This is a genomic window from Spirosoma humi, assembly GCF_054776575.1.
Genome location: NZ_BAAHBR010000008.1, coordinates 704,908 through 721,045, shown reverse-complemented (window position 1 = coordinate 721,045; position 16,138 = coordinate 704,908). Strand labels below are relative to the sequence as shown.

Genomic DNA, 16,138 nt, shown 5'->3' with positions numbered 1-16,138 from the left:
ATAGAAATAGGTTCCTACGCGGGTTTAATTAATCAAAATAACAGGAAACTTAGGGGTCTAAATGCATGAATAGCAGAAAAATGACATGAACTAGAGAATTCTATATACTAAACGTTATCAAAATGATATTGACAGCCAATTGTAACACTCTTTATATAAGTCCGTATTGTAAATCAATTGTTAATGCATTTTACGTATCTGGTACTTTTGTATAAGTAATAGACTATTGAAATAAGCGGCTATTTGGGTTACTTAAAACGTTCGCTAAACCAATTAGCTTATTAGGCAAGCTAGTTTATATCAATAGGTTATACTCATTTTTATTACCCGGCATCGCTGATTATATAGCTGGTAAACTGAAATCTCAGTAACAATAATTAAATCGGCTCCTGATTTTTATCTTCAAGCTAGCTTTCTGTTGGCCAGAATCAACTATAGATTTTTCTCTTGAAAGCTAAAAAGCCGCAAAGTCAGTAGAGTGATACCACCTCTACTGACTTTGCGGCTTTTTAGCTTTTATAACTACTTAATTACGTAATGGCTTACCACCCGTCAGCAAACTCTGAATTCGTTCCAGCGTTTTCTTCTCACCAGTAAGTGAGAGAAAGGCTTCACGCTCCAGATCGAGTAAATACTGCTCCGAAACGGTTTGCGGTGCACTCAAATCGCCCCCGCAAATCACATAAGCTAGTTTATCTGCGATTTTCATATCATGATCCGAAATGTAACGGCCCATTCGCATGGCAGTCAAGCCAGCTTTGAACAGCGCAATACCTGTTTTGCCCTGTACTTTGATATCCGCCCGTGGTTTGGGTTGGGTATAGCCATTATCGGCCAGTTCTAGGGCAGTCTGCTTAGCCTCAGCCAGCAAACGACTGCGGTTGAGGACAATCTGATCGGTTGGACGCAGGTAATTCATCTCTCGGGCTTCCTGCGCTGACGTTGATACCTTGGCCGTGGCAATGTTCATAAACACATTTTGCAGGATGTTTAGCTCAGGGTCGCCGGTTTGGTAAAGATCCGACGCACGAGCGGCCATTTCCTTAGTGCCGCCACCCGCCGGAATCAGGCCGACCCCAACTTCTACCAGACCGATGTAGCTTTCAGCATGGGCCACAACACGGTCGGCATGCAGCACGGCTTCGCAGCCGCCACCGAGTGTGAGCGTATGGGGGGCAACAATGACCGGCACAGATGAGTAACGCAGACGGGCAATGAGTTTCTGGAACTGGGCGATCATCAGATTTACCTCATCAAACTCCTGCTCAACGGCAAACATGAAGAGGGTAGCTAGGTTCGCACCCGCCGAGAACGCTTCAGAAGAGTCGTTGCCCACGACCAGGCCACGAAAGTCTTTTTCAGCCATCGTCACTCCTTTCAGCAGCGCTTCGGATACACCCTGTCCGAACGTGTTCATTTTGCTGCGAAATTCAACGTTCAGAATGCCATCGCCAAGGTCATAGATCGAAGCATCCGCGTTTTTCCAGACAACATTGTTGCTTAAGTTTTCCAGAATCGTGAATTGTTCTACGCCCGGAATGGCCTTGTAGCTTTTGGTTGGAATATCGTAATACTTCCGCTTGCCGCCTTCAACTTTATAGAAGGAATCGAAACCAGCGTCGAGCATATCGTATACCCATTGAGCGGGTTTCCTGCCCTGCGCTTCGATCATAGCAAGACCTGCTTTCAACCCAATGGCATCCCAGGTTTCAAATAAACCCAATTGCCAGCCAAACCCAGCCGTTATGGCGGCATCGATTCGATAGAGTTCGTCCGAGATTTCGGGGATGCGGTGCGTAGCATAGGCGAAGCCATCCGCAAAGGTTTTGCGATAGAACTCGCCGGCTTTATCTTTTCCAGCAACCAACACCGGGAAACGCTTTTTGAGGCTATCAATCGCTTTGGTGCTCTCTAACGTTGCAAAGCGGATGGCCGCCCCCGTTCCCTTCTGTGACGGTTTGTACTCAAACGTTTTCAGATCGAGGGCCAGAATCTGCGTCTGTCCTGTCGTGTCTTTCGTTTTCTTATAATAGCCCTGGCCGGTTTTATCACCGAGCCATTTATTTTCCATCAGCTTTTGTACGGAGGCTGGTAAGTCAAAACTCGCCCGCGACTCGTCATGCTCCATTTTGACCAGATTACTCGCTACATTGACGGTCGTGTCCAGCCCTACGACATCCGATAATCGGAACGTACCCGACTTTGGTCGCCCGGCCACCGGACCAGTAAGTTTATCCACCTCCTCAACCGTCAGTCCCAGCTCCTCCGCTACCCGAATCGTTTGAATCAGCGACTGGATTCCAAGCCGGTTAGCAATGAAACCAGGGGTGTCTTTGCACAATACGGTCGTTTTGCCGAGGTACAAATCCCCATAGTTCATCAGAAAATCGATCACGGCCGGATCGGTATCGGGGCCGGGAATAATTTCGAGCAGCCGTAAGTAACGGGGAGGGTTGAAGAAGTGCGTACCGCAGAAATTCCGCCGAAAATCCTCGCTTCGGCCCTCGGCCAGCAGATGCATCGGAATACCCGATGTATTGGATGTGATGAGCGTTCCCGGTTTGCGAAACTGTTCGACACGCTCATAAACCGATCGCTTGATATCTAGTCGTTCAACGACGACTTCAATGACCCAGTCGTAGGCAGCAATCTCTTTCAGGTTATCATCGAAGTTCCCCAATTTGACACGCTCGGCAAACTTGGGACTATATAACGAGGCCGGACTGGCTTTCAACATGGTTTGGAACGCATCCGTAACGATCCGGTTCCGCACAGCCGGGCTATCGGTCGTTAATCCTTTGGCCTGCTCGGCAGGATTCGGCTCTTTCGGAACGATGTCCAGCAGTAAAACATCGGCACCAATGTTGGCGAAGTGAGCGGCAATACGTGAGCCCATAATGCCGGACCCTAAGACGGCTACGCGCCGAATCGTGCGGTTTTTGGTTTGGGCCCTGGGTTTCTCTAAGGTAGCTTCCATGCGGTTTAGTTTACTCGGTCAGGAACGTGAACAATACGGATTAAGACAGCATTTTCACTCATCCGTTTTATCCGCGTTCTATTGGTTTGGTTTTAATTAGGGTCTTTTACGATCAGTCCAAAGGCAATTCTTCTGGCTCGCCAGCTTTGATCTTCATATTTTCTTCTTCAACTAACTTGTTGATGTCTTTCATCACCTCGAAAAAGATAACCAGTTTGTCGAGGGGAATTTTCTCGCGAATCATATTATTGAACAGGATAACGCCATCACGGGCCATCTCCCGTTTAGCTTTTCCTTCTTCGGTCAGGTAGATTCGCACGAATCGTTTGTCATTCCCATCTACTTCCCGCCGGATCAGGCCGCGTTCTTCCAGGCTTTTCAGCATCCTGACCAGCGACCGGGGCTCCATCCCCAACAGCGGCCCTATTTTGGTAGCAGGCGTCCCTTCCTCAAGGTCGATGTTCAGCAGCACGTAGCCAATCGCCATAGTTATCCCGAAGCGAGAAGCATTGGCATTGTACATGCGCGAAATGGCATGCCAGCCCCATTTTATATGAAAGTCAACGGTCTTCTCTTTTTTCATGGTTGGTGTTGTCCTGTTCCCTTATGGATGTAAATCTACCATTTTTTTTGAAAACAGTATGCACGCATACTAATAAGTCAAAACCGCACAGGCCACCCTGCGGGCTTCATACGATTACCCTGATTCTTATGATTCCGACAGGATTATTCACAAGAATCAGGGTAATTAGGTAAGGTCAGCAGGGCCTTCTGTGCGGCAGGGTTTATTCGGCCAGTAATTTATCCACCAAGCGATTGAACTCTTCTACATACTGATCGTAATATTTGCCCGTCCCCGGTCCCGAAAAACCCGTATGGATATGCCGTACCTGTCCTTTTTTGTCAATAAAAATAGTCGTTGGGAAAGCGACAACGGCATTCAGGTCCGGCAACGCCTTTGAGGCCTGCGCCTTATCGTTTGTACCCGCCAACGCTACCGGATAATCTATTTTAAACCGCTGCTTCATGCGCTCGATCTTGGGACCCGATTCGGCCATATCCGCCGAGCGCTCAAAAGAGAGCCCTACTAGTTCGACACCGCGTTGTTTGTTGCGCTTGTACCAGGGGCTCATGAAGTTCGTTTCGTCCATGCAGTTAGGGCACCAGGAACCCATGATCTGCACAATAGTCACTTTATTTTTGAAGCGGGGATCGGTATTTGAAACCGTTTTACCGTTGGGTTCGGGAAACGAAAAATTGAGGGTTTTAGCACCAGGCTTCAGGTACGTCAGTTTGGCCGGATCAGGCAGATCGGCCTTTGGGTCAAAGCGGGCCACCCACGATTCGTAACCCGATACGCCAGCCCATTGTCCACCCGTCAGTGTTTTTGTGGCTGCCTCATAACGAGCCTTGAACAGATAGAGGTGTGATCCATCAAAACAGGACAGAAACAAGCTATCGCCAATGACATTTCCGTCGAGATAGCGGTAGTCGCCCGTAGGTGTCAGGAAGGTGCCACTCAGTTTATTTCCTTTTTGGGCAAATACCCCAACGGCATTAACCGTATCTACCTTCCCTGTTTTACTGCCGAAATTAGTTGCCCATTTACCCGTTAAGTCAGCTTTAGCAGCTGGTTTGCCTTCCGTTTTAAACCGATACGTCAGTCCATGCTGTGCTTCGAAGGGCAACGTTTGCACCTGCTGCGCTGTCCGGCGTCGGCGCCATTCGCCCCGCAACAGATTACCGTCTATCTTTGCCACTAATTCCGACTCAAACAGGGCCATTGGTATTCGAATCGAATCACCCTGTACGGTGGCGGGGTCCATAGGCAGGCGCTCGTTTCCATTGATGGCGAACACGGCGTAGGTCCGGGCGTCGCCCGCAGTTGGCTGGATGTCCAGGCCGAACGGTAGCTCGCCACCTTTGGTTTTCAGAACGGCCCGGTACGTACCAGGTTTTACCGTTGCCGGAGCCGATTGACCGGAACAGGCAGCAGGTAGCCACAGCAGGGTAACGGCGGCCAGAGGAAGAAGATGTTTCATAGTTTTCAATAAATTCAGGATGCAGGTTATCATTGGTAAGCAAGTATACGTTCGAATGGGGGCATACATCGTTTACTAGCAGAGCGTCAACGTCCAAAATAACGACCAATAAATACGGTTAGTTTCTGAATGAGTAATTACCACGAACCAGTTTTAGTACAGGCCTGCATTGATGGCCTGAATCTGCAACCCGGCGGCACCTACGTTGACATTACGTTTGGCGGGGGTGGTCACAGTCGGGATATCCTCAACCAACTGGAAGGAGGGCGACTCTTCGGCTTCGATCAGGACGCCGATGCCCGCGCTAATGCCCAGGCTATCGGTGATCCCAGGCTTACATTTGTGGCCTCCAACTTCCGCAATATTAAACGATACCTGCGGCTTTACAAAGCCGAACAGGTAGACGGCATTCTGGCCGATTTGGGTATTTCATCGCACCAGATCGACACACCGGAGCGGGGATTTTCGACGCGTTTCGATGCAGACCTCGACATGCGGATGAACCAACAGGCCGACCGGACTGCCCGTCAGGTGGTCAACGAGTATTCGGAAGCAGATCTGCACCGGATACTGGGCATGTACGGCGAAATTACCAATGCCCGCACTGCCGCCAATGCGCTTGTATCCGCCCGCTCAAACCGGCCGCTCAACACGGTCAACGACCTAAAAGCTGCCCTGCAACGCTACGCGCCACGCGGCAAGGAAAATAAGTTCTTCGCGCAGGTATTTCAGGCATTACGTATTGAAGTAAACGAAGAGTTGCAGGCGCTGGAGGAATTTCTGGAGCAGGTGCCGGATATTCTTAAACCAGGTGGCCGACTGGTCGTTATGTCCTATCATTCGCTGGAAGATCGGCTGGTGAAGAACTTTATCAACAAGGGAAAATTTCAGGGAGACGTCGAGAAGGACTTATTTGGCAATGATATCAAGCCATTGCAATCGGTAACGCGTAAACCCGTCGAAGCCTCGCCGGAGGAAATTGCCCGAAATCCCCGCGCCCGAAGCGCAAAGCTGCGTATTGCAGAAAAGATCTGATTTTCGATTAAGATCAGAACTGGCTCTGTGCCGGACAAATGGTCCGTGAGGACACGGACTACAGGTATACTACCCTGTTTCTTTAGCTATCCAATAGTATTATTAACAAGAAGGGGCTCTGTATGTACAGAGCCCCTTCTTGTTGTGATTTGTTATACGTTTACGACCTTACTGAGCCGAGACTAATTCGATGTCGAAACGCATGGGTGCATAAGGCGGAATAACGGATCGTCCTGCACTGCCGTATCCTATTTTAGAAGGCATTATGATGGTGGCCTTTTCGCCAACTTTTAACTTAGCCAGTCCCTCATCAAACCCTGGTACAGCCTGGCCCAGGGTGAATCCATACGTACCCGTCCCTGTGCTGTCGAAAGCTGACTGAGACCGTAGTAATGTTCCTCGATAGCGCACATTCAGCGTTTGGTTCGCCGTTGGGGCAACACCCGTTGGATTCGATACCGTTTTTATAAACCGAAGACCAGTCACGGTCACCTCCGTCGGCGTCAGTTTGTTAGCCGTCATATATTCGTTAATCTGCTCATCTTCGGTACGGATTTTTTTGAGCGTTACGTTCAGGCGAACGGGCGCATTAGGCGGCACTTTACCGTCACTGCTTCCGGTTGACCCGAAAGCATAAGCAGAAGGCAATAACACGGCCGCCTGCTCATTCTCGTGCATCCGAAGTAATCCCTCCGTCAAGCCCGGATTGGTGGCTACCAGGTACGCATAGCTGGACTTGGTCATGTACGTTGAATCCACGAAACTCTCGACAACCACATTACTGCTGTTACGCGTTAATGCATAAATCGAGTAGTTAAACTCTACTTCCTGACCATTTGCCGGTGTTACGGTGGAGGTACCCGCTTTGGTCGATGCCACGTAAACACCAGTATTTGTCATGGACCCGGTGAGCCCTTTGCTGGTCGCGTAAGACTGAATGTCAGCCTGGTTCGACTGCAGAACCGAGTTATCGGAAGAGGTAATGTCATTTTGTTGGCAAGCCGTCAACCCGCCGATTACCAAAAGACTGAGAATAGAAAATGTATGGTTACGCATGAAAATAAACTGAAGTCAAGTACACGACAACTAGCGATGCACCCTTGGTGATTTATTGATTAATAATAGAAAACAGGAAAACCAGTGTATCCTCTATTTTGCCGAAACGACCTCCAGATCAAAACTAAGGGGCGAGTAAGGGGGGATAACGTAGACACTATTCTGGGCAGCGCCTGTAGCCCCATACCCCAGCGACGAGGGAAAGATAACCGTAGCCTTTTCGCCTACTTTTAGACTCTTTAAGCCCTCTTCAAAACCGGGCACAAATTTAGTTGTCCCAACCGTTTTGGTATCGGTTCCCGTACCGCCGGTAAAGCCGGTTGTGGCCCGTAAGAGTTTACCGGCGTAATTCAGCGTTATCGTTTGATTAGCTGAGGGTGTTGCACCGGAGGGGTTTGCTTTTGTTTTAATAACGAGCACACCTGATTGTGTTGTATCCGTAACAACCAGCTTGTTGGCGGTAATATAATCGCTTATCTGCTGGGCCTCCGTCCGTGTCCGTTTTAAGGTTACATCAAACCGAACGGGCGAGTTGGCGGGAATATTACCATCTTTTTGACTACCAAACGCTAAAATCGAAGGCATAATCAATCGGGCAGACTCTCCTTCGTGCATTTTCAGAATACCCTCCTCCAGACCAGGCTTTAGGGAGCCGGCAAAAAACGGAAAGAACGTAGAGGTCGTGGCATATGCCGAATCCACCTTTGTACTCGTTACGGATGTCGCCCCACTGTTGTTGCTAGGGCCATTCAGGACATACAACGTATAAGTAAACTCGATCTCCTGCCCATACGCAGGTACTACTGTTGTTGAACCAGGGCTGGTTGACTGAAAAAAGAGCCCCGACGCGGATGTCGTTCCTGAGAGCGGTGGACTTTGACTAGCTACGTAATTTTTAATATCGGTCATATTAGCCGTGTACGTAGCAGCTGCATCGGCGTTAGCGTCAATATTTGGCTGTTGGCAGGAAGCCAGTCCACCAAGCAAAAGGGCCCCTAAAACGAAAAGTTGAATGATACGCATGAAAAAAAGAGTAACAAAGAATCAGTAAATACTACGCTCAATGACCCCGAAACGTGGCAGAACGTTGTAAACCGTCTAATTTTTATTGATTAGGGTAACAAGACCTGATCAATAACATGAATGACCCCATTGGTCGTAGGCTGGTCACTTTGTTTGATCGTAGCCGGTGTTGCGTTTTTGTTGCCCTTAATCGTTAGCTGATTGGCCGTAGCGGTCACGGTCAGTCGGTTGCCGTTGAGCAATGTTGTCAAATTACCCGTCTGAAGCTGATTGGCAAACAAAGCACCCGACACTACATGATACAGCAACGTATTAGTCAGCGTTTGCACGTTGGCCGAGCGAACAGCCGCCAGATCACTATAACCCGCCGACTTAAACGCGTCATCATTCGGCGCAAATACGGTGACGATATTGGAGGTCGACTCATTGCTCAGGGTCGTCAATAACGTTGGATTACTGGTACCAACCCTTTGAATGGCCGCTGTTAGAAAGGTCAGATTCGGATTGTTCTGAATCGTTGTCAACAGGTTACCCGACGACGGTATCAGCACCCGGTCGATGCTGTGAATATATCCATTCGCCACTGCAATATCGGCCTGAATGAGTTGGGCATTGTTGATGAAGATCTTTCCATCCGACGATTTATTGAGAAAGGCAATGCTTTTGCCAACCGTCGCAACGGGGTTCTGGCCCGATGGTATGGTGGAGGCCGAAACCGGGCCACCTAGCACATGGTATAGCAGAATGGCTCTCATTTGCTCCTTCGAGTAAGCTGTGATAGCCCCCGGTGTCGCCAGACCCGATGCCTGGAATGCCGCATCATTGGGCGCAAACAGGGTCAAATTACCGCCTTTAAAAACATCACCGACTTCGGCATAAACCATGGCGGCCCGCAGCAGGCTGAATTGGTTATCTTCTATAATTCGATCCGTGATGGTTTGCGGAGTGGCAACGGTATCATCGCCATTCTTGCAACTCAATAAGGCCATAAATAGCAGTACGATCGTAGCGATCCGGCGGGTACCTATCAAAAAAGCAGCGTTCATTACAACAGACGGGGTTAATGAGGGTCTGTACCTAAAAACGCCAGCCCTCGGCTTATTAGTCTTCAACCGCAAAGATACAGCGGTCGCGGGTAAGTTGATAAATGGGAAGTAGGGTTGCCTGCGTTTACAAAGCGTCTCTACCGAACGCGCCAGTTACGTATAACCTACTGACTTATGGCTAACTGTTTATCGGCTTACCAGTTGTTCAACAAACTTATTAACTGACTAAAATTCCGTATCTTCGCGGTCTTGTTAACTTTTGTTAAAACTCCCCCATTGGGATGAAAGAACATATTGACCCGAGCAATCTGCCCCAGCATATAGCCGTTATCATGGACGGAAACGGACGCTGGGCGAAACAACAGGGCGCTGCCAGGGTGTTTGGCCACCGCAACGCGATCAAGGCCGTACGCGAAACAACGGAAGGATGCGCTGAATTAGGTGTAAAATACCTGACCCTCTATGCGTTCTCGACCGAAAACTGGAATCGCCCAAAATACGAAGTCGATGCGTTGATGACGCTCCTGGTTCATACCATTCGGGGGGAGATCAAAACACTGATGGACAACAACGTAAAGTTGGCGACCATTGGTCATACCGGTAGCCTACCAGCTGATTGCCAGCGTGAGTTGGCTGAAGCAATCCGCGAAACAAGTCAGAATACTGGATTGACGCTGATCCTGGCGCTGAGTTATAGTGGTCGCTGGGAAATTCTGGAAGCGACCCGCCAACTGGCGGCTGCTGTGCGCGACGGTAAGTTAACGCCGGATCAGATTGACGAGACAGTCTTTGCGCAGCACCTCAGCACGGGGGGCATTCCCGATCCCGAGCTCATGATACGAACCAGTGGCGAAATGCGCATCAGCAACTTTATGCTCTGGCAACTGGCTTATTCTGAACTATATATGCCCGATGTACTCTGGCCCGATTTCCGCAAAGATCATCTGTATAAAGCGATTGTCAGTTATCAACAACGCGAACGTCGATTTGGTAAAATCAGTGAACAATTAGTTAAGTAAGACAGCGGGCGGAGTTCGTGCTAAAATACCAGAAATAGGCTGTACTGCTTACAACCTTTCTATCGAACATTGACTCCTCGTAATCAACAACATAATAGGTATTACACAACTTGGAACACCGTATAAAAGTACTAGTAGGAGCCGTTTGCCTGCTCATAAGTCTGTTGCCCGCTCATGTTCGGGCACAGGTACGCGTTGGCGCTGGACGTGGCGTTGTTGCTCCTACAGAAACGAATGATTTACTCAATTACGCCAGCCCTAAAGAATATGAAATTGCTGGTCTGACCGTAACGGGCACCCGCTATCTGGACCCAAACTCACTGGTTTCGTTAGCTGGTCTGAAAATGGGTGACAAAATTCGTATTCCGGGCGAAGCAGTCGGCTCAGCGGTTCGTAAATTGATGGAATCCGGCCTGTTGGATAACGTGGAAATGTTCGCCACCAACGTAGTCGATAACAAGGTGTCACTCATGTTTAAGGTACAGGAGCGTCCCAGACTGTATCGAGTTAGCTTTCTGGGCGTAAAAAAAGGTGAGCAGGACAACCTGAAAGACAAGATAAAATTGAATCTGGGTAAAATCGTAACCAACACGATCACGAAAAACACTCAGATGGCAACCCGGAAATACTTCGTTGACAAGGGTTACCTGAATACGAAAGTAAAAATCACGACGATTCCCGATAGCACACGCAATAACGCTACCATGCGGGTATTGGTCGATAAAGGCCAAAAGGTGAAGATCGCCAAAATCAACTTCGAAGGACTGAACGAAGTGGATGAGTCGACGGTGCGGATGAAGCTGAAAAGCACGAAGCAACAGCGCTTCGGCCGGCTGTTCACCCCATCGAAATTTGTTCCCAAGAAATACGAGGAAGACAAACAAAAGCTTGTCGAGTATTATAACAAGCTTGGCTATCGCGATGCCGCCATTGAAGATGATACCATCATCAACAACGGTAGTAATGCCATTACCATTAACATGAAGCTGAACGAAGGGCGTCAGTATTTCTACCGGAATATTGATTTCTCGGGCAACTACCTGTATACCTCCGACCAGCTTCGTTCAGTACTGGGCATCGTCAAAGGGGATGTCTATAACCCAGATGACCTCGACAAACGCCTGAATGGTAATCCTGGACAGGATTTGAGTTCGCAATACATGGACCTTGGGTACCTGTACTACAACGCCCAACCCATTGAGCGAGCGATCGAGGGCGATTCGATCGACCTGGAAATCCGTATTTTTGAAGGGAAGCAGGCAACGATTAACAAAGTCATTCTGAATGGGAATACAAAAACCAGTGACCACGTGGTTATGCGGACCATCCGGACGTTGCCAGGGCAGAAATTCTCCAAAACGAACCTGATTCGTACGCAACGCGAATTATCGACACTCGGTTATTTTGACCCGGAAAAAATCGGCATCAACCCCGTTCCGCAAAGCGATGGTACCGTTGATATTGAGTATACGGTTGAAGAAAAACCTTCTGACCAGATCGAATTATCAGGTGGTTGGGGCGGTTACGTGGGCTTCGTCGGTACGCTCGGTCTGACGTTCAACAACTTCTCGGCCCGGAATATTCCGAACCTGAAAGCATGGCGGCCATTACCAGCTGGAGACGGCCAGAAAGTGCAGCTGCGTTTTCAGGCAAATGGCTCGCAGTACCAGGTGTATTCGCTGTCGTTCACAGAGCCCTGGTTAGGTGGTCGCAAGCCCAATGCGTTGTCGGTTAGTGCCAGCCACACGGTCTACAAAACGTTCTACGATCCCTTAAACCCTGCCAGTATTTATCAGAGTTTGCAGGGGCGTAAACCAACGGGTTCATATACTAATACCGCCATTACCATTGGGTTAGGACGGCAGTTAAAAGTCCCCGACGATTACTTTAGCTTAAGCAATTCGATCTCGTTTCAGCGCTATGACCTGAACAACCTCGATTTGTTTTACATCGGCTATAAAGACGGGATTTCGAACAATATTACGTTCAACACGACCCTGTCGCGCAACAGCATCGATAACCCGCAATTCCCACGGGCCGGGTCGTCCTTTACGCTGAGTGGTTCATTTACCCCTCCTTATTCAGCCTGGCGCACGACAACCGCGACGGAAGCTCCAAAAGACAAATACAAGTTTGTTGAATACCACAAATGGATGTTCGATGCCAGTTGGTTCCAGACAATTTTCGGTAAATTAGTGCTGAATACACGGGCGCACTTAGGCTTCCTGGGCAGCTACAACAAACGGACGGCTATCGGCCCATTTGAACGGTTTGTGCTGGGCGGTTCCGGCCTGGCGGGACAAGGACAATTTGCTCTGGCTCAGGATATTATTGGCCTTCGCGGGTACGATGACCGGAGTGTATACACCGCCGACTATGACCGTGCGGTAGATGCAAACTCCCGTAGCCAGGGTGGTGTGGTTTACAACAAGTTTGTGGCCGAACTTCGCTATCCAGTCTCGTTAAATCCATCGGCAACCATCTTTGTTCTGACCTTCCTCGAAGCGGGTAACAACTGGGGAAGCTACAAACAATACAACCCATTCGACCTGAAACGGTCGGCAGGTTTTGGCGCACGTATTTTTATGCCAGCCTTCGGATTGATCGGTATTGACTACGGATACGGTTTCGACAAGATTCCAGGTGTTAAGGATAAAGCCTCCGGTCAGTTCCACTTCACGATTGGGCAGCAGTTCAGATAAGATTCGGGCTTATTAAACGTTTTTAATATACATGTTAATAAATGGATAAGGTATGTTGCCAAGCCATATTCATTTATTAACATCGGCCTTGGAAATCAATTACTTCCTGCAAATATTGACGTACAACCAATGAGAAAATCCCTATTTTTCGTACTTTTGTGCGCTGTTTGGCTGTCCACGCCAGCGCAGGCACAGAAATTTGGGTACGTGGACAGTGAGTTTATTTTTGGCAAAATGCCCGAGTACCAGAAGGCTCTCAGCGAGATCGATAAATTCGCTGATAAGTGGTCAAAAGATATTCAGGATAAATATGTTGAAATAGATAAACTCCAGAAAGCGTATCAGGCGGAAGAAATCCTGCTGACCGAAGACATGAAACGGGATCGGCAACGGGCCATCAGTGATAAGGAACGGGAAGCAAGAGAGTATAACAACAAAGTGTTCGGGTACCAGGGATTACTTTTTGAGAAAAAGAAGGAACTGATGAAAGTGCCCATGGAGTTAATTAATCGGGCCGTCGAAAAAGTATGTATTCAGAAAAAATTGGACTTCATCTTCGATAAAGCGTCTGACTTCGTTATGCTTTACACCAACCCAAGGCACGACTATTCGGATTATGTGATGGAAGAATTAGGGCTAGACACTAAACCAACGGCAACCAATACAAATCCAACCAGTAAAACAATCACAAAACCTAAGTAATACAAACAACTAATTCGAGATGAAGAAAAACCTCGTCATGGCGTTTGCAGCAGCCCTCCTACTGGGCGGCTTGAGCGCACAGGCACAAGCCCAAACGACAACACCAGCTACGACCGCTGCAGCTGGTCCATTGAAATTGGGCTATACGAACATTGATTACGTTCTGTCGCAAACACCTGAAGCTAAAGATATTCAAAACCAGTTGACCATTCAGCGCACGCAATCAGAGAATGAGCTGAAGCGGATGCAGAAAGAACTGGAAGACAAATACGGTGCTTACGAGAAAGGCGCGGCTCAGATGTCGGATGTCATCAAGAAAGATCGGGAAACGGAATTGCAGGGCCTTCAGGCTCGTATCCAGGAGTTCGGTCGTACAGCCGAGCAATCACTGCAAGCGAAGTATCAGCAGTTGGTGAATCCGGTGGTGCAAAAAATTCAGAAAGCCATTGATGCCGTGGCGAAAGACAACGGCTATCAGTATGTATTCAATCTGGACGCTGGTGCCAACACCATCCCCATTCTGTTGGTTGCTCCCGAAGAGAACAACATCACGGAACTGGTTCTGAAAAAAATGGGTATCGATCCTGCTAAAGCAGCTGCTGCCGCGAAACCAGCGAATACAGGCGGTAGCACTCCTGCCGCAAAGCCAGCTTCGGCAACGGGCTCGGCCGCTACACCGAAGAAAAACTAAGGTATAGTAGATACGTTGAAAAGGCTGCCTCTTTCTGAAAAGAGGCAGCCTTTTTTTATGGACTGCTCATACTCTAACTATTCGGCTCAAAAAAGGCGGTAGCACTCCTTCTGGGAAAAATATAATTATAATTGACTGAATATTGAAATTAACTAAGAAAAATCTCAAAACCGGTTTATAATCCGGCCGGGACGAAATCTTAGGCTTATTTTTACGTTTTCCAAAACAGACCACCCTTGAACGTCGCTATGAACCGAACTGCCGGTATATTGGCGTGGTTGCTCCTTATCAGTACCGTAGGTAGCCTCCATGCGCAGGACTCCAAGTCACTCCAATTATTCCTACCCACGCAGACCAATTGGAACGTTGTGCCAGAAGGCAGCACAATTCGGTTTGATTTAAAAGCCACAGGTTCATCCAACGACACGCTGAGGTTTGCTTTCGGGAATGACAAGCAGGATGGCATGCAACTTGATTCCCTTGGCCATTTTAGCTGGACACCCGGATTTGATCTGGCCGACCGTATTCAAACAACTAAAAGTTACCCTGTCAGTTTTGAAGTGCGCAACAGTCGCGGCCAGGTAGCTACCCAAAACGCCGAGTTCAAGATCGTTCACGTCAATCGGCCGCCGGTTATTGGCGAACTGCGTCCGTTTTACGTGAGCTACCGGACCCAGAATATTTACAAGATGGATTCGCAGACGGTGCGCGATGACGATGGCGATCCGCTGGCGTTTATTCCCATTGCCGATCAGATGCCCGAAGGCAGCAAGCTATCGTCGCAGGGCGAACTAAGCTGGACGCTGTCGCTGAATCAGTTTAATCGGCTGAAACAAGCACCCCAATACATTGAATTCTGGGTAGAAGATCAGCCCGCTAAAACTCGGACCAAGGGCAGGTTAAAAGTAGAAGTCACGCAGATGGATTTGCCGCCCGATATTGCGGTTATTCCAAAAGATACGCACTATAAGTTAAAGGAAAATGCTACAGTAAACCTTAAGTTCTACCTGTCCGATCCGAATGGCGAAGATGACGTTTCCACCTTTGGCTTTTTATCCGATAACCAGCAAATTCCTAAAACGGCTTTAGTCAAAAATACTGATAACCAATACGAATTTATCTGGCAGCCAGGTTACGATTTTGTGCGGGATCCCTACGATTCGTTGAATACGCAAATAACCTTTTACGTACTCGATAAAGCCCAAAACCGCGAGGAACGACGTATTACGTTCACCGTATTGAACACCATAAACGAAGCCGAAAAAGACCGTTATTATTACAATCAGTATCGGCAGGTACTGGTGCAGGCTTGGGGATTGATTGAGCAGTTAGGCGATAAAGAGGAACAGCTTAAGCGTGATTACAAGCGAGCCAAAGGCGGCAAGCGGAACCGTTCGGTGGCGAATGCGTCACTGGGCGCGGTGACGGGTGTAACACCGGCCGTAACAGGTTCAAGTACCAGCCCACAGGCGCAGAATAACGGGCGTCTTATTTCTGCCGTGGGTGGCACAGCTGTTCTGACCATGGGAACACTGGAAGCCACCGAAGTCATTGGCAAATCGATGAAAGATTTGCTCGACCGCTATAACTACGTGTTAGGTAAGCGCAGTGAACTGCAAAACAAAGGTGACGTATTCGCCCGTGAGTTCGCGTTGAAGTCGACCCGTCGGAATGGCGAGTTTATCAGGAAATTAGACGACTTCCGTAATTCCATGAGTCTGAGTGGTCTGGTTGCTTTGGAACTGGATGCCAATTGGCAGAGCAAAAAAGAAGCTACAGATAAAGCCCTTAAACGGACCTTCAAGGACTTCACCCCTCTGGATGAGACGCAGTAGTTTACGGTTT

The 16,138-nt window shown here is 48.6% G+C and carries 12 protein-coding genes; 6 read left to right on the top strand and 6 right to left on the bottom strand.

The annotated features are described in order from the left end of the window. Nucleotides 1–526 precede the first annotated feature (526 nt). From ACYU8Y_RS11720 to ACYU8Y_RS11710, 3 genes are all read right to left on the bottom strand, one after another. A complete protein-coding gene (locus ACYU8Y_RS11720) occupies nucleotides 527–2,977 on the bottom strand; it encodes a 3-hydroxyacyl-CoA dehydrogenase/enoyl-CoA hydratase family protein (protein WP_460937313.1) in 2,451 nt (816 codons plus the stop codon). A gap of 112 nt (nucleotides 2,978–3,089) precedes the next feature. Then, complete coding sequence (locus tag ACYU8Y_RS11715) at nucleotides 3,090–3,560, bottom strand: MarR family winged helix-turn-helix transcriptional regulator (protein WP_460937311.1); 471 nt, start codon at nucleotides 3,558–3,560, stop codon at nucleotides 3,090–3,092. 202 nt (nucleotides 3,561–3,762) lie between these two features. Continuing rightward, nucleotides 3,763–5,019 (bottom strand): peroxiredoxin family protein, encoded by a 1,257-nt coding sequence (locus ACYU8Y_RS11710; RefSeq protein ID WP_460937309.1) that lies wholly within the window; start codon nucleotides 5,017–5,019, stop codon nucleotides 3,763–3,765. A 129-nt stretch (nucleotides 5,020–5,148) separates the two neighbouring features. On the opposite strand from ACYU8Y_RS11710, the gene rsmH reads away from it, so the two are divergent. Beyond that, the gene (rsmH, locus tag ACYU8Y_RS11705) at nucleotides 5,149–6,054 is read left to right on the top strand and encodes a 16S rRNA (cytosine(1402)-N(4))-methyltransferase RsmH (protein WP_460937307.1); all 906 of its coding nucleotides are present in this window, start codon (nucleotides 5,149–5,151) and stop codon (nucleotides 6,052–6,054) included. Between the two features lie 168 nt (nucleotides 6,055–6,222). Here the strand turns inward: rsmH and ACYU8Y_RS11700 are convergent, their stop codons facing one another. The 3 genes from ACYU8Y_RS11700 to ACYU8Y_RS11690 form a co-directional block, all read right to left on the bottom strand. Further along, complete coding sequence (locus tag ACYU8Y_RS11700) at nucleotides 6,223–7,110, bottom strand: FKBP-type peptidyl-prolyl cis-trans isomerase (RefSeq protein WP_460937305.1); 888 nt, start codon at nucleotides 7,108–7,110, stop codon at nucleotides 6,223–6,225. A 93-nt stretch (nucleotides 7,111–7,203) separates the two neighbouring features. Beyond that, nucleotides 7,204–8,133: an FKBP-type peptidyl-prolyl cis-trans isomerase gene (locus ACYU8Y_RS11695; RefSeq protein WP_460937303.1), complete on the bottom strand. Its 930-nt coding sequence runs from the start codon at nucleotides 8,131–8,133 to the stop codon at nucleotides 7,204–7,206. A gap of 89 nt (nucleotides 8,134–8,222) precedes the next feature. Further along, nucleotides 8,223–9,179: a fasciclin domain-containing protein gene (locus ACYU8Y_RS11690; protein WP_460937301.1), complete on the bottom strand. Its 957-nt coding sequence runs from the start codon at nucleotides 9,177–9,179 to the stop codon at nucleotides 8,223–8,225. A 281-nt stretch (nucleotides 9,180–9,460) separates the two neighbouring features. Here ACYU8Y_RS11690 and ACYU8Y_RS11685 point away from each other — a divergent pair, with 281 nt between their 5' ends. From ACYU8Y_RS11685 to ACYU8Y_RS11665, 5 genes are all read left to right on the top strand, one after another. Beyond that, nucleotides 9,461–10,198 (top strand): isoprenyl transferase, encoded by a 738-nt coding sequence (locus ACYU8Y_RS11685; RefSeq protein WP_460937299.1) that lies wholly within the window; start codon nucleotides 9,461–9,463, stop codon nucleotides 10,196–10,198. A gap of 110 nt (nucleotides 10,199–10,308) precedes the next feature. Then, entirely contained in the window at nucleotides 10,309–12,900 is a 2,592-nt protein-coding gene (gene bamA, locus ACYU8Y_RS11680) for an outer membrane protein assembly factor BamA (RefSeq protein WP_460937297.1), read from the top strand. Nucleotides 12,901–13,029: 129 nt separating this feature from the next. Next, nucleotides 13,030–13,602: an OmpH/Skp family outer membrane protein gene (locus ACYU8Y_RS11675; RefSeq protein WP_460937295.1), complete on the top strand. Its 573-nt coding sequence runs from the start codon at nucleotides 13,030–13,032 to the stop codon at nucleotides 13,600–13,602. A gap of 19 nt (nucleotides 13,603–13,621) precedes the next feature. After that, complete coding sequence (locus tag ACYU8Y_RS11670) at nucleotides 13,622–14,293, top strand: OmpH/Skp family outer membrane protein (RefSeq protein ID WP_460937293.1); 672 nt, start codon at nucleotides 13,622–13,624, stop codon at nucleotides 14,291–14,293. 248 nt (nucleotides 14,294–14,541) lie between these two features. Then, the gene (locus ACYU8Y_RS11665; protein ID WP_460937291.1) at nucleotides 14,542–16,128 is read left to right on the top strand and encodes a hypothetical protein; all 1,587 of its coding nucleotides are present in this window, start codon (nucleotides 14,542–14,544) and stop codon (nucleotides 16,126–16,128) included. The last annotated feature ends 10 nt before the right edge of the window (nucleotides 16,129–16,138 follow it).

Bases quoted from the DNA above. Each gene is read 5' to 3' on its own strand.
- ACYU8Y_RS11715 (WP_460937311.1), bottom strand. From the start codon at position 3,560: ATGAAAAAAGAGAAGACCGTTGACTTTCATATAAAATGGGGCTGGCAT.
- ACYU8Y_RS11710 (WP_460937309.1), bottom strand. From the start codon at position 5,019: ATGAAACATCTTCTTCCTCTGGCCGCCGTTACCCTGCTGTGGCTACCT.
- ACYU8Y_RS11720 (WP_460937313.1), bottom strand. From the start codon at position 2,977: ATGGAAGCTACCTTAGAGAAACCCAGGGCCCAAACCAAAAACCGCACG.
- ACYU8Y_RS11695 (WP_460937303.1), bottom strand. From the start codon at position 8,133: ATGCGTATCATTCAACTTTTCGTTTTAGGGGCCCTTTTGCTTGGTGGA.
- ACYU8Y_RS11690 (WP_460937301.1), bottom strand. From the start codon at position 9,179: ATGAACGCTGCTTTTTTGATAGGTACCCGCCGGATCGCTACGATCGTA.
- rsmH (WP_460937307.1), top strand. From the start codon at position 5,149: ATGAGTAATTACCACGAACCAGTTTTAGTACAGGCCTGCATTGATGGC.
- ACYU8Y_RS11700 (WP_460937305.1), bottom strand. From the start codon at position 7,110: ATGCGTAACCATACATTTTCTATTCTCAGTCTTTTGGTAATCGGCGGG.
- ACYU8Y_RS11665 (WP_460937291.1), top strand. From the start codon at position 14,542: ATGAACCGAACTGCCGGTATATTGGCGTGGTTGCTCCTTATCAGTACC.
- ACYU8Y_RS11675 (WP_460937295.1), top strand. From the start codon at position 13,030: ATGAGAAAATCCCTATTTTTCGTACTTTTGTGCGCTGTTTGGCTGTCC.
- ACYU8Y_RS11685 (WP_460937299.1), top strand. From the start codon at position 9,461: ATGAAAGAACATATTGACCCGAGCAATCTGCCCCAGCATATAGCCGTT.
- ACYU8Y_RS11670 (WP_460937293.1), top strand. From the start codon at position 13,622: ATGAAGAAAAACCTCGTCATGGCGTTTGCAGCAGCCCTCCTACTGGGC.